Annotated in this window: 24 protein-coding genes and 2 pseudogenes; 18 read left to right on the forward strand and 8 right to left on the reverse strand. The window is 40.6% G+C overall.

All coding sequences use genetic code 11. The features are described 5' to 3' along the window. Positions 1-137 precede the first annotated feature (137 nt). From HT701_RS01940 to sdaAB, 3 genes are read right to left on the reverse strand one after another with little or no spacing between them, the layout of a single operon-like run. A complete protein-coding gene (locus tag HT701_RS01940) occupies positions 138-770 on the reverse strand; it encodes an HAD family hydrolase (protein WP_050261216.1) in 633 nt (210 codons plus the stop codon). 21 nt (positions 771-791) lie between these two features. Continuing rightward, positions 792-1664, reverse strand: coding sequence for an L-serine ammonia-lyase, iron-sulfur-dependent, subunit alpha (gene sdaAA, locus HT701_RS01945; protein WP_000500040.1), 873 nt, complete (start codon positions 1662-1664; stop codon positions 792-794). A gap of 8 nt (positions 1665-1672) precedes the next feature. Next, entirely contained in the window at positions 1673-2344 is a 672-nt protein-coding gene (sdaAB, locus tag HT701_RS01950; RefSeq protein ID WP_000838912.1) for an L-serine ammonia-lyase, iron-sulfur-dependent subunit beta, read from the reverse strand. A 241-nt stretch (positions 2345-2585) separates the two neighbouring features. Between sdaAB and HT701_RS01955 the strand changes: the two genes are divergently transcribed. Then, a complete protein-coding gene (locus HT701_RS01955) occupies positions 2586-3206 on the forward strand; it encodes a LysM domain-containing protein (RefSeq protein ID WP_172931161.1) in 621 nt (206 codons plus the stop codon). A 51-nt stretch (positions 3207-3257) separates the two neighbouring features. On the opposite strand, the gene HT701_RS01960 is transcribed toward HT701_RS01955, so the two are convergent. Continuing rightward, complete coding sequence (locus tag HT701_RS01960) at positions 3258-4121, reverse strand: helix-turn-helix transcriptional regulator (protein WP_172931162.1); 864 nt, start codon at positions 4119-4121, stop codon at positions 3258-3260. Positions 4122-4585: 464 nt separating this feature from the next. Here HT701_RS01960 and HT701_RS01965 point away from each other — a divergent pair. From HT701_RS01965 to mnmG, 7 genes and pseudogenes are all read left to right on the forward strand, one after another. Next, a pseudogene (locus HT701_RS01965) lies at positions 4586-4966 on the forward strand (cysteine peptidase family C39 domain-containing protein); the annotation flags it as partial. A 568-nt stretch (positions 4967-5534) separates the two neighbouring features. Then, the gene (locus tag HT701_RS11815) at positions 5535-5750 is read left to right on the forward strand and encodes a hypothetical protein (RefSeq protein ID WP_345889969.1); all 216 of its coding nucleotides are present in this window, start codon (positions 5535-5537) and stop codon (positions 5748-5750) included. Positions 5751-5757: 7 nt separating this feature from the next. Then, positions 5758-5970: a hypothetical protein gene (locus tag HT701_RS11350; RefSeq protein WP_101782084.1), complete on the forward strand. Its 213-nt coding sequence runs from the start codon at positions 5758-5760 to the stop codon at positions 5968-5970. Between the two features lie 48 nt (positions 5971-6018). After that, on the forward strand, positions 6019-6225 hold the full coding sequence (locus tag HT701_RS11355; RefSeq protein ID WP_240152346.1) for a hypothetical protein: 207 nt from the start codon (positions 6019-6021) through the stop codon (positions 6223-6225). Between the two features lie 163 nt (positions 6226-6388). Continuing rightward, positions 6389-7510 (forward strand): tRNA 2-thiouridine(34) synthase MnmA, encoded by a 1122-nt coding sequence (mnmA, locus tag HT701_RS01970; RefSeq protein ID WP_172931163.1) that lies wholly within the window; start codon positions 6389-6391, stop codon positions 7508-7510. A gap of 140 nt (positions 7511-7650) precedes the next feature. Continuing rightward, positions 7651-8106, forward strand: a complete 456-nt coding sequence (locus HT701_RS01975) for an NUDIX hydrolase (RefSeq protein ID WP_165852360.1) — start codon at positions 7651-7653, stop codon at positions 8104-8106. 9 nt (positions 8107-8115) lie between these two features. Continuing rightward, positions 8116-10029, forward strand: coding sequence for a tRNA uridine-5-carboxymethylaminomethyl(34) synthesis enzyme MnmG (gene mnmG, locus HT701_RS01980; RefSeq protein ID WP_119920107.1), 1914 nt, complete (start codon positions 8116-8118; stop codon positions 10027-10029). Positions 10030-10066: 37 nt separating this feature from the next. On the opposite strand, the gene HT701_RS01985 is transcribed toward mnmG, so the two are convergent. Next, positions 10067-11746, reverse strand: a complete 1680-nt coding sequence (locus tag HT701_RS01985) for a ribonuclease J (RefSeq protein WP_119920108.1) — start codon at positions 11744-11746, stop codon at positions 10067-10069. A gap of 1 nt (position 11747) precedes the next feature. Continuing rightward, positions 11748-11981, reverse strand: a complete 234-nt coding sequence (locus tag HT701_RS01990; RefSeq protein ID WP_000639571.1) for a DNA-dependent RNA polymerase subunit epsilon — start codon at positions 11979-11981, stop codon at positions 11748-11750. Between the two features lie 184 nt (positions 11982-12165). On the opposite strand from HT701_RS01990, the gene HT701_RS01995 reads away from it, so the two are divergent. The 3 genes and pseudogenes from HT701_RS01995 (at position 12166) to HT701_RS02005 (ending at position 13166) form a co-directional block, all read left to right on the forward strand. After that, positions 12166-12399 (forward strand): hypothetical protein, encoded by a 234-nt coding sequence (locus HT701_RS01995; protein WP_001200005.1) that lies wholly within the window; start codon positions 12166-12168, stop codon positions 12397-12399. Positions 12400-12482: 83 nt separating this feature from the next. Further along, positions 12483-12576: pseudogene (locus HT701_RS11820) on the forward strand (phospholipase); the annotation flags it as partial. Between the two features lie 374 nt (positions 12577-12950). Continuing rightward, positions 12951-13166, forward strand: coding sequence for a hypothetical protein (locus HT701_RS02005; protein WP_000282480.1), 216 nt, complete (start codon positions 12951-12953; stop codon positions 13164-13166). 322 nt (positions 13167-13488) lie between these two features. Here the strand turns inward: HT701_RS02005 and cibB are convergent, their stop codons facing one another. Continuing rightward, a complete protein-coding gene (gene cibB / locus HT701_RS02010; protein WP_000974046.1) occupies positions 13489-13641 on the reverse strand; it encodes a fratricide two-peptide bacteriocin subunit CibB in 153 nt (50 codons plus the stop codon). Between the two features lies 1 nt (position 13642). Next, a complete protein-coding gene (gene cibA / locus HT701_RS02015) occupies positions 13643-13828 on the reverse strand; it encodes a fratricide two-peptide bacteriocin subunit CibA (RefSeq protein WP_000180841.1) in 186 nt (61 codons plus the stop codon). 177 nt (positions 13829-14005) lie between these two features. Between cibA and tsaB the strand changes: the two genes are divergently transcribed. The 7 genes from tsaB to HT701_RS02050 all read left to right on the forward strand — a co-directional run bounded on the left by tsaB (position 14006) and on the right by HT701_RS02050 (position 19609). Continuing rightward, a complete protein-coding gene (gene tsaB, locus HT701_RS02020) occupies positions 14006-14689 on the forward strand; it encodes a tRNA (adenosine(37)-N6)-threonylcarbamoyltransferase complex dimerization subunit type 1 TsaB (RefSeq protein WP_000865700.1) in 684 nt (227 codons plus the stop codon). Next, the gene (gene rimI / locus HT701_RS02025) at positions 14686-15123 is read left to right on the forward strand and encodes a ribosomal protein S18-alanine N-acetyltransferase (protein WP_000569846.1); all 438 of its coding nucleotides are present in this window, start codon (positions 14686-14688) and stop codon (positions 15121-15123) included. The genes tsaB and rimI overlap by 4 nt, the downstream gene beginning before the upstream one ends. Further along, entirely contained in the window at positions 15113-16123 is a 1011-nt protein-coding gene (tsaD, locus tag HT701_RS02030; protein ID WP_000655057.1) for a tRNA (adenosine(37)-N6)-threonylcarbamoyltransferase complex transferase subunit TsaD, read from the forward strand. The genes rimI and tsaD overlap by 11 nt, the downstream gene beginning before the upstream one ends. Before the next feature lie 104 nt (positions 16124-16227). Beyond that, on the forward strand, positions 16228-17091 hold the full coding sequence (locus tag HT701_RS02035; protein WP_000570718.1) for an XRE/MutR family transcriptional regulator: 864 nt from the start codon (positions 16228-16230) through the stop codon (positions 17089-17091). A gap of 289 nt (positions 17092-17380) precedes the next feature. Next, positions 17381-17578: a peptide pheromone VP1 gene (locus HT701_RS02040; RefSeq protein ID WP_000933471.1), complete on the forward strand. Its 198-nt coding sequence runs from the start codon at positions 17381-17383 to the stop codon at positions 17576-17578. Between the two features lie 67 nt (positions 17579-17645). After that, complete coding sequence (locus tag HT701_RS02045; protein ID WP_023935534.1) at positions 17646-18311, forward strand: CPBP family intramembrane glutamic endopeptidase; 666 nt, start codon at positions 17646-17648, stop codon at positions 18309-18311. A 71-nt stretch (positions 18312-18382) separates the two neighbouring features. Beyond that, the gene (locus HT701_RS02050) at positions 18383-19609 is read left to right on the forward strand and encodes an MFS transporter (RefSeq protein ID WP_172931164.1); all 1227 of its coding nucleotides are present in this window, start codon (positions 18383-18385) and stop codon (positions 19607-19609) included. Positions 19610-19820 lie beyond the last annotated feature (211 nt).

The following is a 19820-nucleotide window of genomic DNA, read 5'->3' on the forward strand; positions in this document are numbered from 1 at the left end:
AGCTGACTTCGTCAGTTCCATCTACAACCTTAAAACAGTGTTTTGAGCAGCCCGCAGCTAGTTTCCTAGTTTGCTCTTTGATTTTCATTGAGTATTACTTCATTTTCTTCTGAAATAGAGTTGTCGCCCAGTCTATGCTATTGAAAATACGCCAAAACTTCTAAGGGTTTGTGAGCGATATAATCAGGTTGATAGTTTAGTAGATTTGCTTGCTCTCCAAATCCCCAAGTGACGGCCAATTTCTGAATACCTGTTTCTCGAGCTCCCAGCATATCAAACTTGGTATCTCCGATGATGATGGCTTGTTCTGGTGCTAGTTGATGTGTCTGTAAGGCTTGGTGAATGACATCTGCCTTATGGGGTGCTTCAGGGCTAGAACCATAAATACCATCAAAGAAATGATGGATTTCCAAGTTTTTGGCCATGTCTTGAGCAGTAGATGTATTCTTTGTCGTGGTGATGTAGAGTGGATAACTGCTCGATAACTCCTCAAGCAAGTCTATAATCTGAGGAAAGAGTTGAGCTTCATAGATGCCTTTTGCCTTATAGTAAGAACGATATATCTGCATGGCTTCAGAAATTTGGTCTTTGGACAGGCAGGTCGCAAAACTACTTTCGAGAGGTGGTCCCATAAAACCACGAATAGTTTTGGCATCAGGGCTAGGCACCCCCAGCTCTTTAAAGGTATAGGTAAAGGCATTGTGAATCCCGATAGAACTATCAACGAGGGTTCCATCCAAATCGAAAAAAATCGCTGTGATAGAGGTCATGGTTTCTCCTATTTGATAAGCTTATTCTCCGAAAATCTCTTTTTGGAGGCGACGACCAGTAGGGGTGGTAGCGAGTCCACCTTCAGCTGTTTCACGAAAGGCAGTTGGCATGCTTGCTCCTACTTGGTACATGGCATCGATCACTTCATCCACAGGGATTTTAGATTCGATACCTGCCAAGGCCATGTCTGCTGCGATGAAAGCAAAGCTAGCTCCCATGGCATTACGTTTGACACAGGGAACTTCGACCAAACCTGCAACAGGGTCACAGATGAGGCCTAGCATATTTTTAATGACAAAGGCAATAGCTTGACTGGCCTGATAAGGTGTTCCACCTGCAGCCAGAGTCAAGGCGGCAGCACTCATAGCAGAGGCTGAACCAACTTCAGCTTGACACCCACCCTCAGCACCTGAGATGGAGGCATTGTTTGCGATGACTAGTCCAAAGGCACCAGCAGCAAAGAGGAAATCCAATTGTTGCTCGTGGCTGAGGTCTAATTTTTCAATAGCAGCAGTGAGAACGGAAGGGAGACAACCGGCACTTCCTGCGGTAGGAGTAGCGCAGACCAAGCCCATTTTAGCATTGTGTTCATTGACTGCGATAGCATTTCGGGCAGCAGAGAGAATCGTGTAATCTGATAAAGTTTTTTCGTTTTTGATGTAGTGATCCAATTTGGCAGCATCTCCACCTGTCAGGCCACTACGAGATTTATTTTCATTGAGGCCAAGTTGGACAGAGGCTTTCATAACTTCCAGATTGCGTTCCATGAGAAGGAAGACTTCTTCACGTTCGCGACCGGTCAATTCAAACTCTGTTGTAATCATGAGTTCTGCGACATTTCCTTGAAAGTCCAGATCTGCTTGCTCGACCAATTCTTTGATAGAATAAAACATGCTTCCTCCTATTTAAAGAAATTGACATTGTGGAGATGAGGGATTTTTCGAATTTCTTCGATAGCCTCATCACAGTTGCGACTGTCAACTTCGATAATCATAATGGCTTTTTCACCAGCTTTTTCACGAGTGACATTCATCTGGGCGATATTGATACCATAGCGGGAAAGCGCCTCTGTAACAAGGGCAATCATACCTGGAATATCTTGATGAACGATGATGATAGTCGGTGTATTCATATTGAGAGAGACGGCAAAACCATTGAGTTCGGTTACCTGAATATTTCCTCCACCGATAGAAATACCAGTCACGCTGATGGTCTTGTGGGCATTTTTAACAGTAATTTTAGTGGTGTTAGGGTGAGGGGCATTGCTGTCTTTCTGAATGGTCCAGACAATCTTGATACCACGCTTGTGGGCAATTTCCAGACTATTTGGAATTTCAGGATCATCTGTATCCATTCCTAAAATACCTGCAACAAGGGCTAGGTCTGTTCCGTGACCACGATAGGTCTTGGCAAATGAGTTAAAAAGTTGGAATTCAACTTCTGTCGGAGTATCATCAAAAATGGAAGAGACAATCTTCCCAATACGAACAGCACCAGCGGTATGGCTACTAGATGGGCCAATCATAACTGGTCCGATGATATCAAAGACAGATTGAAAACGAAGTGATTTCATCAGTTTCCCCTTATAAAAATTCTTATCTCTATTATATCAAAGAATGAGGGGCTTGGCTTTAATTGTGGATGAAAACCTTTCTAATACCTCAAATAGCATAAAAATAGTATCTTTTATGACAAAAAACACCTTATTTAGGGAAATAAAAAATAATTTTGTAATATTTCTACATAAAAGTGTCAAGAAACGGTAATATTTAAAGGGTATGATAGAACTATAGAAAGAAGGAGAATTTTCGAATATGAAATCAATAACTAAAAAGATTAAAGCAACTCTTGCAGGAGTAGCTGCCTTGTTTGCAGTATTTGCTCCATCATTTGTATCTGCTCAAGAATCATCAACTTACACAGTTAAAGAAGGTGATACACTTTCAGAAATCGCTGAAACTCACAACACAACTGTTGAGAAATTGGCAGAAAACAATCACATTGACAACATTCATTTGATTTATGTTGGTCAAGAGTTAGTTATTGATGGCCCTGTAGCGCCAGTAGCATCAGCTTCAACGACTTATGAAGCTCCAGCAGCTCAAGATGAAACTGTTTCAGCTCCAGTAGTAGAAACTACAGAAGTAGTGGAAGAAGCTCCAGTAGCAAGCGAAGCAGTAGTAGAAGAAACAGTTGCTTCAACTGTAAGCGGATCTGAAGCAGAAGCTAAAGAATGGATCGCTCAAAAAGAATCAGGTGGTAGCTACACAGCCACAAACGGACGTTACATCGGACGTTACCAATTGACAGATTCATACTTGAACGGTGACTACTCAGCTGAAAACCAAGAACGTGTAGCAGATGCCTACGTTGCAGGACGTTACGGTTCATGGACAGCTGCCAAAAACTTCTGGCTTAACAACGGCTGGTATTAAGAAATAACAAACAGAATAATATGAAAAGGTCGAGGAAATCCCTCGACTTTTTTATCTTTCCTTCGGTTGATAATAGGTCTCCACTTCTTGTTTGAGATGAGACAGCATAGAAGTTTCCTCGGTCAGCTCTAGAAGTGAGAAACCTTTTTGGATAAGTTTAGGATCGTCTGTACAAATCCCAACACGGACATAGCAGATAGCAAGCCTATCATAGCTTTTCTTGTTCTTGGCATCCTCCAGTAAAGTGTAGCAGATTTGCTTACACATGTTTTTATCTTGATTGTATAGATAGAGTGTGGAAAGGTTTAATAGAATTGTCATTCGCAAGTCATATAAATGTTGATAGTTTTTATAGACTTCTAAGCGTTGCAAGATTTTTTCGGTGATGAGATGGAGGTGTTCAATGGGCAAGCTGAAAAGGATGGTATTGAGGATTTTTAGGTCACTTTCATACCATGTATCTTGTTTTTCAATCTTTCTCCAAAGTTTTTTGACAACCTGTTCTGCGTGATCTGATAGTTCCCCTGCCCCGTGTTGACGGATATAAATGACAACTTCAAGCATGTCTCTGATTTCTTCTATAGGGAGATCGTGGTGGGTCTTGAGGTAGTCTTGGCATTTTTGAAATAAATTGACAAGATCGCTGGTTCCGATAATGGAACGCATATTGAGATAGGTTTGCATAATTTCTGTGCGTTGACTTGGTTGATAAAGTTGACAGATATATTCAAACTCTTCAAAACTCATATTGATTTGACGGAGAAGAAATTCCATATTTTCATATTTTGGAGTTGTCTTACCGCTTTCGATTTTTGATAGGCTGGTTCTTGAGAGAACACCCCCACAGATCTCTTCTTGGGTCAGCCCCTTTGACTCACGTATTTCTTTATAGACCTTTCCGAAATCATAACGCATGATTTTCTCCTTTTCGTGAAAAAAGTTAACAAACAATAAAATTTTGTTAAAAATATTGTATCATAGTAATGTAAAAAGTAAAAAAGAAAGTCGAAATAAAGTTGTGAAAAAAGTTAACGTAATTTTGAAATGAGCTTAATAAGAGGTACTATGTAGGTAGAAAATAAAGATAGGAGAAAAGTATGAATAAAAAAATATTTTGTATTCTAGTATGTATTATATCATTGATTAGTCTGGACATAATCTTTCCATGGGGCTGGCCGATATAATATAAGGGAGCTTGGGTTGTTAAAGGAAGCTCAGTCCTTGGACAAAAATCTGCTGTACTACAATGCTTGGAAAGATATCAAGAACAAAGAATGATACGGTTGAAAATAAACTGATTCAAGAACTACTGGGCAGTGATTGAGGTTTGGGTGACATCAAAGAAAAGTTAGATTAATTCTAAAGAATTGAGTATTTCTATGTTAAAAAAATATCCTTGTACGATGCAACATGATCAGTCAGATTGTGCTGCGGCAGTTGTTTCAACAGTTCTTTTATCTTACAAAAAGGAACTATCAATCATGAAGATTCGGGAAATTATTGGTACAGACATGTATGGAACGACTGTCAGTGGTATTGTTTCAGGTCTGAATAAGTTGAATTTTACAGTAAAAGCTGTTCGAGTAGCACTGGAAGATTTGACTCCAAAATTAACATTTCCTGCGATTCTTCAAGTTAAGAATGATTTAGGTAAAAATCATTTTGTGGTACTACATAGTATCAAAAGGAATAGTAAATTCTACGTAGCAGACCCTGCTAGTGGCATACGCAAGATGTCAAGTGACGAATTGGGAGAAATGCTGGTTGCATTTGGAGCAATAGGTGCAATTGTTATGCTCGGTTTTGAAAATAGATACTATGCTTTGGTTACTGGTAGAGGATAAAATGTTAAGAGTAATAGTAGTTATTCAATCTTTAGTAATAATACTGCTTGCTGTTGCTTTATTATTATCTCGGAAAAACTTTGATTCGTTAAATGTTGTTCTTATAATGATGATCGTATCACAATTGTGGTTATTAGTATATTTGATAAAATCAGGGAATCAGTGATTAGCTGTTATTTGAATTAAGTAAACTGTTAAGCTTCAAGCAGTAACTGGTTTTAAATATTTAAAATAAGATAAAGGAAGGAAGTCTAATTTAGGTAACTAAACAAAGCTTGCGATCACTTGTTAGGAAACTATCCTAACCATGCTTAATAAAAAAGGAGAAAATAAATGGAACTCGTATTACCAAATAATTATGTTGCTATTGAGTAAGAAGAAATGAGGTGTCTTGATGGGAAATTATCTCTACATAAAGAAGTTCTTTATTACGGGGAAATGCTACAGTAAACGTAGTCACTGCTTATTTTATAGGGAATCAAATATGTTTAAACTAAGTGATAAAGTCAGAGTGGTCTCTGCTATTTTAGGAGTAAGTTCCATATTGGTTAGTATGTATCTTATACCTTTTATTAAAACTGAGAATAAATTTTGGGAAATACTTTTATTTATATTAGGTGTATTGCTAATTGGAATTGCGTTACTAAATCCCCCAAAAAATGAAATTTTGGAAATAGAGTTAGTGAGAAGGACAGGATAATAGTATTATGATGGTTGTTTTAATTTCAGTGGTTGTGGCATTTCTGTATTACGTAATTACAGAATATTTTAAGAATAGTTATATTGATTGTATACTATTTCTATCATTGCTAATTTCTCATTTGATATGGGATTACTATTTTTTGCCCATTGAAATTTTAGTGGCATTAAGTGGAGCAAATTTGCTATCAAGATTTTTCAAAAAAAAGAGAAGCCAATAGATTTGCTAGTGGATTATTAAGATGAAAGGTAAAATTGGAATATTTAAAATGAAACATTTTTTTGCAGGAATTGGTGAGATAAGATTTATTAGTTATCTATTGTCTCTATGTGTAGGACTAGCCCCTCTTTTTCATATATATGTCATAGGTTCGGAAATGAGTTTTGTGAAAATAGTATTATCTATTTTGGGAGTCATATTTGTATGTATTTTAACTATTTCTCGAATTTATAGGAATTTTTTCTATAAAGAATAGTTTGGATTTGAACTGTGTCTAAAAACAGAGCTTGGTCGATTATCAGCCTCTTTCTTGTCTTCTCCAACCAAGCATGTTATAATGAAAACTGCTCAAACGACCTTCAATCGTGAAGCACACACGACCTTCAATCGTGAATAAACGAATAGATGGGAGACTTACCATGAGTGATAACTCTAAAATACGTGTTGTCGTGGGGATGAGTGGTGGTGTTGATTCGTCGGTGACGGCTCTTTTGCTCAAGGAGCAGGGCTACGATGTGATCGGTATCTTCATGAAGAACTGGGATGACACAGATGAAAACGGCGTCTGTACGGCGACCGAAGATTACAAGGATGTGGCTGCGGTGGCAGACCAGATTGGCATTCCCTACTACTCTGTCAATTTTGAAAAAGAGTACTGGGACCGCGTTTTCGAGTATTTCCTAGCGGAATACCGTGCAGGACGCACGCCAAATCCAGATGTTATGTGCAACAAGGAAATCAAGTTCAAGGCCTTTTTGGACTATGCCATGACCTTGGGGGCAGACTATGTAGCGACTGGGCACTATGCCCGTGTAGCGCGTGATGAGGTTGGCACTGTTCACATGCTTCGTGGCGTGGACAATGGCAAGGACCAAACCTATTTCCTCAGCCAACTTTCGCAAGAACAACTCCAAAAAACCATGTTTCCACTGGGACATTTGGAAAAACCTGAAGTTCGCAGACTCGCAGAAGAAGCAGGCCTTGCGACTGCCAAGAAGAAAGACTCGACAGGGATTTGCTTTATCGGAGAAAAGAACTTTAAAAATTTCCTCAGCAACTACCTACCAGCTCAGCCTGGTCGCATGATGACTGTGGATGGCCGCGATATGGGCGAGCATGCAGGCCTTATGTATTATACGATTGGTCAGCGTGGCGGACTCGGTATCGGTGGGCAACACGGTGGAGACAATGCCCCTTGGTTCGTTGTCGGAAAAGACCTAAGCAAGAATATTCTCTATGTCGGACAAGGTTTCTACCATGATTCGCTCATGTCAACCAGCCTAGAGGCTAGCCAAGTCCACTTTACTCGTGACATGCCAGAGGAGTTTACGATCGAATGTACGGCTAAATTCCGCTACCGTCAGCCTGATTCGAAGGTGACCGTCCATGTCAAAGGAGACAAGGCAGAGGTCATCTTTGCGGAGCCACAGCGTGCGATCACACCAGGACAGGCCGTTGTCTTTTACGATGGCGAAGAGTGTTTAGGTGGTGGTTTGATTGACAATGCTTACCGCGATGGACAAGTTTGTCAGTACATTTAGATTGACAAATTTTCTCAATTTGCTACAATAATAAAAGCAATAGAAATGATGGTCAAAGCTCATGGATGTTGCAGGCTTTTTTGTCCTGCACTTCTTTGGAGTTTTGACTGTTTTTGTGTCGTTTAAGGGAAAGGACAAGAATGATTCAACAAGACTTTCGGACAAAAGTAGGAAATACAGTTTTTGGTGTTCGGGCGACAGCCTTGATTGTCCAAAATCACAAGCTTCTAGTCACCAAAGACAAGGGCAAGTATTACACTATTGGCGGTGCCATTCAAGTCAATGAAAGCACGGAAGACGCGATAGTCCGCGAAGTGAGGGAAGAACTGGGTGTCAAAACTCAAGCTGGGCAGCTAGCTTTTGTGGTTGAAAATCGTTTTGAACAGGACGGTGTTTCCTATCACAATATCGAGTTTCATTATCTGGTGGATTTGCTTGAAGATGCCCCATTGACCATGCAGGAAGATGAGAAGACGCAACCTTGCGAATGGATTGACTTGGACCAGCTTCAGGATTTCCAACTAGTCCCAGCCTTTTTAAAAACAGCCTTACCAGATTGGGACGGCCAACTAAGACACATTCATCTTGAGAAATAGGAGAGAAATATGATTTATAACTTTACAGAAGAATACGATATTATTGTAATTGGTGCGGGACACGCTGGGGTAGAAGCATCCCTAGCTGCTAGTCGTATGGGTTGTAAGGTCTTACTTGCGACCATCAACATTGAAATGTTGGCTTTCATGCCTTGTAACCCCTCTATCGGTGGTTCTGCCAAGGGGATCGTTGTGCGTGAAGTTGATGCCCTCGGTGGCGAGATGGCCAAGACTATTGACAAGACTTACATCCAGATGAAGATGCTCAACACAGGGAAGGGGCCAGCTGTCCGTGCCCTTCGTGCGCAGGCTGACAAGGAACTTTACTCTAAGGAAATGCGCAAGACAGTTGAAAATCAAGAAAATCTGACCCTTCGTCAGACCATGATTGATGAGATTTTGGTGGAAGATGGCAAGGTTGTCGGTGTTCGTACAGCGACCCATCAAGAGTATGCTGCCAAGGCTGTTATCGTGACGACAGGAACAGCCCTCCGTGGGGAAATTATCATCGGAGACCTCAAGTACTCATCAGGTCCTAACCACAGCTTGGCTTCTATTAACCTTGCTGACAACCTCAAGGAATTAGGACTCGAAATTGGTCGTTTCAAGACAGGAACACCTCCACGTGTCAAGGCTTCTTCTATCAACTACGATGTGACAGAGATTCAGCCAGGAGACGAAGCGCCAAATCACTTCTCTTATACTTCACGTGATGAGGATTATGTCAAAGATCAAGTGCCATGCTGGTTGACCTATACCAATGGTATCAGTCATGAGATTATCCAAAACAACCTCCATCGTGCACCTATGTTTACAGGTGTGGTCAAGGGAGTGGGGCCTCGTTACTGCCCGTCGATTGAGGACAAGATTGTGCGCTTTGCGGACAAGGAACGTCACCAACTCTTCCTTGAGCCAGAAGGACGCAATACAGAGGAAGTCTATGTTCAAGGTCTATCAACTAGTCTGCCTGAGGATGTCCAACGTGAGCTGGTTCATTCTATCAAAGGGTTGGAAAATGCTGAAATGATGCGGACAGGTTATGCCATTGAGTATGACATGGTCTTGCCACACCAGTTGCGTGCGACTCTGGAAACCAAGAAAATCTCCGGACTTTTCACTGCTGGTCAGACAAATGGAACATCAGGTTACGAAGAGGCAGCAGGCCAAGGGATTATCGCTGGTATCAACGCGGCTCTGAAAATCCAAGGTAAGCCTGAGTTGATTTTGAAGCGTAGTGACGGTTATATTGGGGTCATGATTGACGATTTGGTGACCAAGGGAACGATTGAACCTTACCGTCTCTTGACCAGTCGTGCTGAATACCGCCTCATTCTCCGCCATGACAATGCTGATATGCGTTTGACAGAGATGGGACGCGAGATTGGTCTTGTGGATGATGAACGCTGGGTTCGCTTTGAAATCAAGAAAAACCAATTTGATAATGAGATGAAACGCTTAGACAGTATCAAACTCAAGCCAGTCAAGGAAACCAATGCCAAGGTTGAGGAGATGGGCTTCAAGCCGTTGACCGATGCAGTGACAGCCAAGGAATTCCTTCGCCGTCCAGAAGTTTCTTATCAAGATGTGGTGGCCTTCATCGGACCAGCTGCAGAGGAATTGGATGACAAGATTATCGAATTGATTGAAACAGAAATCAAGTACGAAGGCTATATTTCAAAAGCCATGGATCAGGTTGCCAAGATGAAACGCATGGAAGAAAAACGCATTCCAGCTAATATCGACTGGGATGACATTGACTCTATCGCGACAGAAGCCCGTCAGAAGTTCAAACTCATCAATCCAGAAACCATCGGCCAAGCCAGCCGTATTTCGGGAGTAAACCCAGCAGATATTTCTATTTTGATGGTGTATCTTGAAGGTAAAAATCGTAGTATTTCTAAAAATCAAGAAAAGAAAGCATAGAGAAAAACAGCTCCGAAAAACGGGGCTGTTTTATGATTTATTCTTCATCTGGTGTGAGGATCATCGGGATGATAATCGGTTCACGTTCGGTATTTTCATAGAGGAAGGGGCGAATAGCGTTGACAATGGCACCATTGACAGATTGCACGCTAGCCTCCTTGTTTTTCAGTGCGATACGAATGGCATTGAAGAGAATGCGCTGGCTTTGGCGAATCAGGTCGCCAGACTCTCTCATGTAGACAAAGCCTCGGCTGAGGATGTCTGGACCAGATAGAATCATCTGAGACTTGAAGTCAACAGTTGCGACTGCTAGAACAACACCGTCTTCAGATAGATCGCGACGATCTTTGAGGACAGCTGCGCCGATTTCACCGATACGATTTCCATCGACATAGATGTCTTGGGCGTTGAAATGACCTGCGATACGAGCAGAATCTGCGGTGAGGGCAAGCACATCACCATTGCTCATGATAAAGATATTGTCCTTCTCAACACCAGTATCCACTGCTAGTCCAGCGTGGACTTTTTGCATGCGGTATTCACCGTGGACAGGCATGAAGTATTTTGGCTTAATCAAGCGGAGCATAAGTTTTTGCTCTTGCTGACCACCGTGTCCAGATGTATGGATATTGTTCACTTTACCGTGGATAACTTCGACACCAGCTTCAGAAATGATGTTAATCAGCTTGTTAACGCTAGTAGTGTTTCCAGGGATTGGACTTGAAGAGAAGATGACCGTATCGCCTGGTTGGAGTTGCACCTGACGGTGGGTTCCGTTGGCGATACGAGAGAGGGCTGCCATCGGCTCACCCTGACTACCTGTACAGAGGATGAGAACTTCTCCTGCAGGGTAGTCTTTGATTTCATTTGGCTCGATAAAGGTTCCCTTAGGAGCTTTGATGTAGCCAAGATCGATTCCGTTGACAATGGCCTTTTCCATAGAACGGCCAAAGACCGCAATCTTACGTCCAGTCTTAACAGCGGCTTCTGTTGCTTGTTGGAGACGGAAGATATTTGAGGCAAAGGATGCAAAGATAATACGTCCTTCAATACCTTGGATAATCTTCATGATGGACTGGCCAACGACTTTTTCAGAGTTGGTAAAGGTTGGCACTTCTGCATTTGTCGAGTCAGATAGGAGACAGAGCACGCCGTCTTCACCAAGGGCAGCCATACGATGCAAGTCTGCAGGTTCTCCAACTGGAGTAAAGTCGAACTTGAAGTCACCCGTACAAACGATTTTCCCTTGAGGAGTATGAATGACAATCCCTAAAGGCTCTGGAATAGAGTGAGTCGTTCTAAAGAAAGTTGCCTTGAGATTTTTAAAGGTCAACTCAGTATTGTGGTTGATTTCGTAAAGTTTGGCGTTGCGCAAGAGGCCGTGTTCTTCGAGTTTCCCACGGATCAAAGCCAAGGCAAGTGGTCCAGCGTAGATAGGGACATTTGCTTGCTTGAGAAGGAATGGAATCCCACCGATGTGGTCCTCATGTCCGTGGGTAATCAAAACAGCCTTGACGCGGTCGATGTTGTCTATGATGTAAGAGTAGTCAGGAATGACATAGTCGATACCAAGCAAGTCATCTTCTGGGAATTTAATCCCAGCATCGACGATGATAATCTCGTCTTGGTATTCAATCCCGTATGTATTTTTCCCGATTTCTCCCAGACCACCGATGGCAAAAACACCGACTTCTTCAGGTTTAAGAGTATAGGCCATATTAGAACTCCGTGATTTCGAAGGCGCCAGTTTCTTTTTCGTAATCTAGCAATTTGTCAGACAAGAGTTCGATATACTCGATATTGTACTCTGGGCGATTTTCTTCGACAAGTTGGCGAGCAGCGATACGGCCCTCAAGTTCTGAGTTGGCATCGATGTCTAGGTAAAGTGCGCGTGTTGTTTCACGACGTGGGCTACGTTCTTTTGTTTCTTGATAAAAAACTTTGTAAATCATATAGTTCCTTTCTATTTTACAGGTCAGCTTATTCCAAACTTTTAGCATAGATTTGCTTGATTTCATTCCATTTTGTGTCTAGATTGACCTTGATTCGTTACAATTATTTCAATTATACCACAAAATGAAAAATTAGTAAAAGACGGAAACGAGAAAGTCATGGGACGATTTCTTTGGTAAACGCTTGCAATATCAAAAAGTATATGCTATAATAATAGAAAGAAATAGTATAAGCTGGAAAGGAAATAATTCGGAAACTATATTGTTTAGTGCTATTGATATTATGTTTAACTTTATAGATACTTCTGAATTGGATAAAGTTACCGAATTGAATGAACATGCTTTCCCTGTAGTTAGATTAGATAAAGCAGAGGAGCTTGGTTTAGATAATGAAGCTTTGGAGGTAGGCGTGTTTTAAACGAAATCGTAACGGATATAGAGACTAACGGAGAGTCAACTGATTTGGCTAGAATGGATCGCTCTCTTTTTCCTATAGGCTCTTATGGTAATTATTGTGGTTATGGGAAATAATGGATATTCTATTCCAGCTATTGATGATTTAGATATGGCTTGTTTCTATCATGATAAGTGTTTTAAGGGATTTTTAGCAGATAATAGAAGTTGCAATGCCGCATTCCTAATAAGATTATCTCCTATTGTAGCAAATAATGCTTGGAATACAACTAAAGGAGCATATGCAAGAGCAGCTGTGGTTCTATTTTCTAGATTCGTATAAGACCAAGTTTTTGTAAAATATGAGTTGTTACGTAAAAGTGTTGATATGAGTATTGGTGTCTATGAACAGAATCTTATCTTATAAGTTTTAACTTATCTTTTAAGGTTTCTGTTTATAGGCGCTTGTAGATGTGTTTATGTCTTTAAAAAATATATTTGCGATATTAAAAATGGATACTTATGCAATATTTCACTTTACTTATTAAGATAAATTTAAACTAAGGAGGTTGCTCTATGTATAACTTATTTGCTTTTGCTATCGGAGCTCGCTTGGTAGCTTTTATTGTTTTTGTTGCTTGCGTTTATGCGGGTAATCTTCTATTTACCAAACTGGAACGACGACAAACCAAGTTCTTGTGGAAAATTACCTTTGTGACTCTCTACTCGCTTTTTCTTCTCCTCGTAACCTATGTCGTTTGGTTTGTATTTTACTTTGGATTAAATGCTTAGATGCCCTGCTCATGCTGGGGCGTTTTTGTTTGGTGGCAAAAGATAGTAAATTTATGACACGAAAATTCCACCCCATCTATCAAGATGAGGTGGTCTTTGCATTTTTCTAAAATGACATGACAATGGAATTTTCAGAGCTTATTATTTTTATGGGAGTCATTGTTCTGCTCAAAAATAGAGTTGAAGCATAAAAATAAAACAATACAAACAGATAGATCAATTGGTAAAGGGATAGTAGTCATGTTTAAATCATTGAGAATGCTGAGCAAACTGTAAGAGATGAAGACAATAAAATTTATCCTTCTAAAAATGTGTTTCTTATCTAGCATGACTTACCAAACTTTTTACGAAGGTCTTTTCCAATGGTATAACCTGCCATAAATAAAGCGATACCAACACCTACACCAAAGCCACCCTTTATTTCTTGCAATTCCTTAGTAGAAATTTCACAATAGTTGTTCAAATCTTTCATCATATTAATCTCCTCCTAAAAAATAACCAGCTGCCAAACCAGAACCTATAAGTGCTGTTCCACCTGCAATAGCTTTCCAAGATACTGCTACTCCAAAGATAACCAAGGGAGCGAGACCGCCATCAATATCTGATAATTCATTTTCAGATAAGGATAAAAATTGATTGTCAAGAACGTCAAAATTTGTCATTGAACTTTCCTCCTTTTTTCTTGTTCACTTTTATATTCGTAAAAGAAAAGGAAAAGTGAACATTTTTTTAAATTATTTTTAGTTAAGTGAGGGCACTCTTGTTTGGGGATAAAGAAAATTCCCATGTGCCAGCTTTTGTAGTATAATAGTAAGCAGACAAAAAGATAGGAATGTGTTATGAAAGTATTAGCTTTTGATACGTCTAGCAAGGCTCTTTCTCTGGCTATTTTAGAGGACAAGCAGGTTCTTGCCGAGACGACGATTAATATCAAGAAAAATCACAGCATTACCCTTATGCCTGCCATCGATTTTTTGATGGCAAGTTTGGATTGGACACCCAAGGATTTAGACCGAATCGTGGTGGCGGAAGGACCAGGTAGCTATACAGGCTTGCGAATTGCGGTAGCAACTGCCAAGACCTTAGCTCATACCCTGAACATCGAGTTGGTTGGTATGTCGAGTCTCTTGGCTCTGGTGCCCTACCAACAAGAAGGTTTGTTTGTCCCCTTGATGGATGCGCGTCGCAATAATGTTTATGCAGGATTTTATGAAAATGCCAAACCTGTCATGCCAGAAGCGCACTTACCCTTTGAGCGAGTGATTGAGTTAATCAAGGGCGCTAGTCAGGTAACCTTTGTCGGAGAAGTTGTCCCCTTTGTTGAGCAGATTCAAAAACACTTGCCAAGGACTAATTTCAAAGAAACCCTGCCTAATGCAGCCAATCTTGCTCTTTTGGCCTGGGACAAGGAAGCAGACTCCTTACACGACTTTGTGCCTAACTACCTCAAGCGTGTCGAGGCTGAGGAAAACTGGCTCAAGAACCATACCGAGTCTGGCGAGTCTTACATTAAACGCCTATGATAGAAATCAAACGAATCCAACAGCAGCCTAATCTAGCTAAAGCCATCTACGCTGTTATGATAGCTGTTTACCCAGTCAGTCCTTGGACGCTGGAACAAATCCAAGCTGACCTATTCCAAGACCAGACTTGGTATGCTCTGGCCTATGATGGGGCAGAAGTGATTGGATTTCTAGCTGTGCAGGAAAATATCTTTGAGGCAGAAGTCTTGCAAATCGCTGTTAAAGGAGACTATCAGGGTCAGGGGATTGCGTCAGCCTTGTTTGCTCAATTGCCGACAGACAAGGAGATTTTCCTCGAAGTCAGAAAGTCAAATCAACGAGCGCAAGCATTTTACAAGAAAGAAAAAATGGCGGTCATCGCTGAGCGAAAAGCCTACTACCATGACCCAGTCGAAGACGCCATCATCATGAAGAGAGAAATAGATGAAGGATAGATATATTTTAGCATTTGAGACATCCTGTGATGAGACCAGTGTCGCCGTCTTGAAAAACGACGATGAGCTCTTGTCCAATGTCATTGCTAGTCAAATTGAGAGTCACAAACGTTTTGGTGGCGTAGTGCCCGAAGTAGCCAGTCGTCACCATGTCGAGGTCATTACAGCCTGTATCGAGGAGGCATTGGCAGAAGCAGGGATTACCGAAGAGGACGTGACAGCTGTTGCGGTTACCTACGGACCAGGCTTGGTCGGAGCCTTGCTAGTTGGTTTGTCAGCTGCCAAGGCCTTTGCTTGGGCTCACGGACTTCCACTGATTCCTGTTAATCACATGGCTGGGCACCTCATGGCAGCTCAGAGTGTGGAGCCTTTGGAGTTTCCCTTGCTAGCCCTTTTAGTCAGTGGTGGGCACACAGAGTTGGTCTATGTTTCTGAGGCTGGCGATTACAAGATTGTTGGGGAGACACGAGATGACGCGGTTGGTGAGGCATATGATAAGGTCGGCCGCGTCATGGGCTTGACCTATCCTGCAGGTCGTGAGATTGACGAGTTGTCTCATCAGGGGCAGGATATTTATGATTTCCCTCGTGCCATGATTAAGGAGGATAATCTGGAGTTTTCATTCTCAGGTTTGAAATCTGCCTTTATCAATCTTCACCACAATGCCGAGCAAAAGGGAGAAAGTCTGTCTACAGAGGATTTGTGTGCTTCCTTCCAAGCAGCTGTACTGGATATTCTCATGGCTAAAACCAAGAAGGCTTTGGAGAAATACCCTGTTAAAACCCTTGTCGTGGCAGGTGGCGTGGCAGCCAATAAAGGTCTCAGAGAACGCCTAGCAACTGAAATCACAGATGTCAATGTCATCATTCCACCTCTGCGTCTCTGCGGAGACAATGCAGGTATGATTGCTTATGCCAGTGTCAGCGAGTGGAACAAAGAAAACTTTGCAAACTTGGACCTCAATGCCAAACCAAGCCTCGCTTTTGATACCATAGAATAAAGAGTCAGCTTAAGGCTGGCTTTTTTATTTTTTCTAACTATCAGAATATTTTGACAAATGAACACAAATAATGATATAATATGCAAAAGCTAGGAGGTGGTAGGATGATTGAAAAAATGGAATTGGGGGAATTTTACAAGGAACTGCGCCTGGCTAGAAAGCTCAAGCAGTCAGATGTGGCTTGTGACGGGCTAACAGCTTCTCAGTTGTCCAAGTTTGAGCTAGGGCAGTCCATGTTGTCTGCTGATAAGCTCATATTAGCCATTCAAGGGATCAATATGAATTTTGATGAGTTTGGGCACAAGCTCAACAACTATCAAGAATCTCCACATATGCGAATCGGTCGAAAGGTTGTGGATCGCTTTGCCCACCAAGATATCGCTGGCTTAGAGCAACTATTGGAGAAAATCAAGCAAGAACAGATGGCAGAGACCTATCGTCGTTTGAATGCCATTGTGATTAAAAATGCCATCCATTCCTTAAATAAGAGCTATCTGCTAACAGAGGAGGATAGCGAATTTTTGACCAGCTATCTCTATGCTATCGAGTCTTGGACCTGGTTTGAACTCTATCTCTTTTGCAATACCATGCCCTTCTTGAGCAATCAAGATTTGATCTTTTTATCGACCGCTTTAATTGAGAAGTCTAAAGAATTTAAGGAGTTGGTACATAATCGGTTGTATATGAAGCAAGGACTCTTAAATATCTTATCAGAACTCATGGAGCGAAAACTTTTCTCATACATCCCAATCTTCGAAGCCGAGTTGGAGAGCATGTTGCGTCCGTACGATGTTTTTGAGAAAGTATCGTGGCAATTTTTAAAGAAAATGAGTGTCTTTCTTCAAACCAAAGGAAGCAATCAAAAAGAGATTGAACACTTTATCCAATCTCTGCAAGTATTAGAAAATCCACAATTGCTAGCCCTCTTCGAATTGCGTTTTCAGCAATACAAAGAACTTATCGATTAATTAGAAACGGGAAGACGATAACCCACTCCGAAATAAGCAGGAGTATCAGTTGGATTTTTCTTTTTTTCATCATTATATCCCTCCTTGTTAGTAATAACTTTATTATACCAGGGAAATAATCAAATCTACCAAAATCGCAAATCTGAAATTTCTATAAGAAAAAATATCAAATATGCGATTTTCTAAAATAAGTCAATTTCCGTGTTATACTGTCCTTGTAAAACATTTGAAGCAAATCCTAGGTCGCAGAAGTGGTTTACAAATGAAGATAATTGAAGGAGTGTAAAAGATGTTAAATTTACAATTTGCAGAAACAATGGAATTGACAGAAGCTGAGTTGGAGACAGTTTATGGAGGGGAACTTGGGTATAATGCCGTTATCCCAGGTGGTAGTTGGGGAGGTTTAGGAACGTCTTGGTCAATCACTAATTTCTGGGAGAAATATTTTAACCATGATTCTTCCACTGTTAATCGTCGCCATTATTGATATTCAAAGTCCTTGCCTTTTTCTTGGGTAGGGGCTGTCTTTATTTCATAGTATAGGAGAAAATAAAATGGGAAAGATAACTTCAAGATACTACTTTTTTATAGCGATTCTACTCGTCCTTGCTTATCAGTACCTTAGTGGTCTGGTTTTATCTAGCGACTTTGCTCTTGTTCTATCTGACTTTGGTTATTATCTGTCGGATATGATGTTGCATTTTCTTGTCGTTTTTATTGCTTTTTTTGCTATGGTTAAGTCAGGCAAATGGCAGAAAATCAAGAGTAGAAAGTTTAAAGGATCCTATCTTTTCTATTCCTTCCTAGCTCTGCTTGCTTTTGTTGTTTGGAATTTCGTCACCTTTTTTCTTTTCCCTCCTACCAAAAATGAAATTGCTTATCAACTGGATGTTCCTACTTTTACAGGAGCTACAGCATTTTTGATGTATTTTTTCTATCCTGTTATAGCAGGTCCCATTTTTGAAGACATGATTTATCGGGGATTGGTGATGACAGCTCTGGAAAAAGGAAAGAAATGGGGACTAGATGTACTTGGTTCTGCTATTTTATTTGGGGTCTTGCACATTAGTAATCACGGTTGGGTTTTAACAGACTTTTTTGTATATATGGGTGGTGGCCTCATATTTGCCATCTTGTTTAGAGTAACCAAGTCCATTTATTGGCCTATTGGACTGCATATAGTCTACAATGGCATTGGTCAAATTTTACCGTTGCTGTAATTTTGGTTGTGAGTAGTATCGCGGTCTATTTCTGGGGAAAGATTCCCATTTGAACTTAAAAAGGAGTTATAATGAAAGTATTTCTTCAAAATAGAGATTTTAGGCAATTAACCATCAACCAGTGGATTTCAACGGTTGGGGATACGATTTTTTATCTGGCCTTTTTGAATTATGTGGCAGACGCCTCTTTTGCTCCTTTGGCGATTTTACTTATCACGATTTCAGAAACCCTGCCCCAAGTTCTACAAATCTTTCTGGGAGTTTTGGCGGATTTTCAACATCATCGTGTCTTGAAATATACAATTATTAGTTTTGCAAAATTTTTGCTTTACTCTATAGTGTCCTTATCGCTTTCAGGGCAGTCCTTTTCCTTAGTACTAGTAGCCTTTATTTGTCTGATTAACCTCTTGTCTGACACATTGAGTTATTTTTCAGGCGCCATGCTCACTCCGATTTTCATTAGAATTATTGGACAAGACCATCTGGCAGAAGCTATTGGATTTAAACAGTCAACTGTTAGTTTAGTGAAAACAATCAGTAATATTTTAGGAGGAGTCTTATTAGGTATTCTATCCATCCAGTTTATTTCCTTACTGAACGCTCTTACCTTTTTAATCGCATTTTTAGGTATCCTATTCATAAAAACTGACCTCTTGAAAGTAGAAAAAACGATTAGCTATCAAGAAGGACTCTCTGTAAAATCCTTTTGCCAGCATTTGCTCCAATCATCGAAATTGATATGGAATATGAATAAGGTGCTCTTGGTTTTGTTTATTATTTCTATTAGTCAAGCAGTGATAAATGTTACAGTTCCTGTTTCTACTCTATTTTTGAGGAATCAACCCTTTTTGAATTTGCAGACAGGTCAATCTCTTGCCTTGCTATCCACTTTTGAACTGTCAGCCCTGATTGTCGGAAGTCTTGTAAGTGGCTATCTGAAAAATACGATTTCTATAAAAACAGCTCTCTATGCCTCACTTGTTATCCAGTTGCTTCTTCTAGTAGGATTTGCCACAGTTCGTTTTGACTGGATTCTCATCTTTAGTGCCTTGGATGCCTTTTTCGCAGGTGTTCTCTCTCCTAGATTGCAAGAACTCGTCTTTAAACAAATACCTGAGGAGTCAATGGGAGCAGTTCAATCTTCTATCGGTGCTATTACGGTTGTTTTACCTAGCTTATTTACAATAGCTTTGGTAACCATTGCTGCTAGCTTTGGAACTCTGGCAGTTAGCTTTGTTTTATTGCTATTTCTTCTAGTTGCCTTTGCCATGCTCTTGAATATTCGTGAAAGCATTTAGTGAAGAATTTCTATAATTTATGTTTGAGACTGGATTGCCAGTCTTTTTATGATGGTCAAAATCAGCAGACTTTTTTCTCTTTCCTGAATGTGTTATAATAGTCCATGCTGTGGCTGGAGCCTTTTCAGCCTACTCATACTCTTCGAAAATCTCTTCAAACCGCGTCAGCTTCTATCTGCAACCTCAAAACAATGTTTTGAGCAACCTGCGG

The sequence above is a fragment of the Streptococcus sp. 10824 genome, from assembly GCF_013276595.1.
GTDB lineage: Bacteria > Bacillota > Bacilli > Lactobacillales > Streptococcaceae > Streptococcus > Streptococcus pseudopneumoniae.

What these genes read in the sequence shown, in the direction of transcription:
- HT701_RS01940 (WP_050261216.1), bottom strand. Translation starts at nt 770, where the DNA reads ATGACCTCTATCACAGCGATTTTTTTCGATTTGGATGGAACCCTCGTT.
- sdaAA (WP_000500040.1), bottom strand. Translation starts at nt 1,664, where the DNA reads ATGTTTTATTCTATCAAAGAATTGGTCGAGCAAGCAGATCTGGACTTT.
- sdaAB (WP_000838912.1), bottom strand. Translation starts at nt 2,344, where the DNA reads ATGAAATCACTTCGTTTTCAATCTGTCTTTGATATCATCGGACCAGTT.
- HT701_RS01955 (WP_172931161.1), top strand. Translation starts at nt 2,586, where the DNA reads ATGAAATCAATAACTAAAAAGATTAAAGCAACTCTTGCAGGAGTAGCT.
- HT701_RS01960 (WP_172931162.1), bottom strand. Translation starts at nt 4,121, where the DNA reads ATGCGTTATGATTTCGGAAAGGTCTATAAAGAAATACGTGAGTCAAAG.
- HT701_RS11815 (WP_345889969.1), top strand. Translation starts at nt 5,535, where the DNA reads ATGTTTAAACTAAGTGATAAAGTCAGAGTGGTCTCTGCTATTTTAGGA.
- HT701_RS11350 (WP_101782084.1), top strand. Translation starts at nt 5,758, where the DNA reads ATGATGGTTGTTTTAATTTCAGTGGTTGTGGCATTTCTGTATTACGTA.
- HT701_RS11355 (WP_240152346.1), top strand. Translation starts at nt 6,019, where the DNA reads ATGAAACATTTTTTTGCAGGAATTGGTGAGATAAGATTTATTAGTTAT.
- mnmA (WP_172931163.1), top strand. Translation starts at nt 6,389, where the DNA reads ATGAGTGATAACTCTAAAATACGTGTTGTCGTGGGGATGAGTGGTGGT.
- HT701_RS01975 (WP_165852360.1), top strand. Translation starts at nt 7,651, where the DNA reads ATGATTCAACAAGACTTTCGGACAAAAGTAGGAAATACAGTTTTTGGT.
- mnmG (WP_119920107.1), top strand. Translation starts at nt 8,116, where the DNA reads ATGATTTATAACTTTACAGAAGAATACGATATTATTGTAATTGGTGCG.
- HT701_RS01985 (WP_119920108.1), bottom strand. Translation starts at nt 11,746, where the DNA reads ATGGCCTATACTCTTAAACCTGAAGAAGTCGGTGTTTTTGCCATCGGT.
- HT701_RS01990 (WP_000639571.1), bottom strand. Translation starts at nt 11,981, where the DNA reads ATGATTTACAAAGTTTTTTATCAAGAAACAAAAGAACGTAGCCCACGT.
- HT701_RS02005 (WP_000282480.1), top strand. Translation starts at nt 12,951, where the DNA reads ATGTATAACTTATTTGCTTTTGCTATCGGAGCTCGCTTGGTAGCTTTT.
- cibB (WP_000974046.1), bottom strand. Translation starts at nt 13,641, where the DNA reads ATGATGAAAGATTTGAACAACTATTGTGAAATTTCTACTAAGGAATTG.
- cibA (WP_000180841.1), bottom strand. Translation starts at nt 13,828, where the DNA reads ATGACAAATTTTGACGTTCTTGACAATCAATTTTTATCCTTATCTGAA.
- tsaB (WP_000865700.1), top strand. Translation starts at nt 14,006, where the DNA reads ATGAAAGTATTAGCTTTTGATACGTCTAGCAAGGCTCTTTCTCTGGCT.
- rimI (WP_000569846.1), top strand. Translation starts at nt 14,686, where the DNA reads ATGATAGAAATCAAACGAATCCAACAGCAGCCTAATCTAGCTAAAGCC.
- tsaD (WP_000655057.1), top strand. Translation starts at nt 15,113, where the DNA reads ATGAAGGATAGATATATTTTAGCATTTGAGACATCCTGTGATGAGACC.
- HT701_RS02035 (WP_000570718.1), top strand. Translation starts at nt 16,228, where the DNA reads ATGATTGAAAAAATGGAATTGGGGGAATTTTACAAGGAACTGCGCCTG.
- HT701_RS02040 (WP_000933471.1), top strand. Translation starts at nt 17,381, where the DNA reads ATGTTAAATTTACAATTTGCAGAAACAATGGAATTGACAGAAGCTGAG.
- HT701_RS02045 (WP_023935534.1), top strand. Translation starts at nt 17,646, where the DNA reads ATGGGAAAGATAACTTCAAGATACTACTTTTTTATAGCGATTCTACTC.
- HT701_RS02050 (WP_172931164.1), top strand. Translation starts at nt 18,383, where the DNA reads ATGAAAGTATTTCTTCAAAATAGAGATTTTAGGCAATTAACCATCAAC.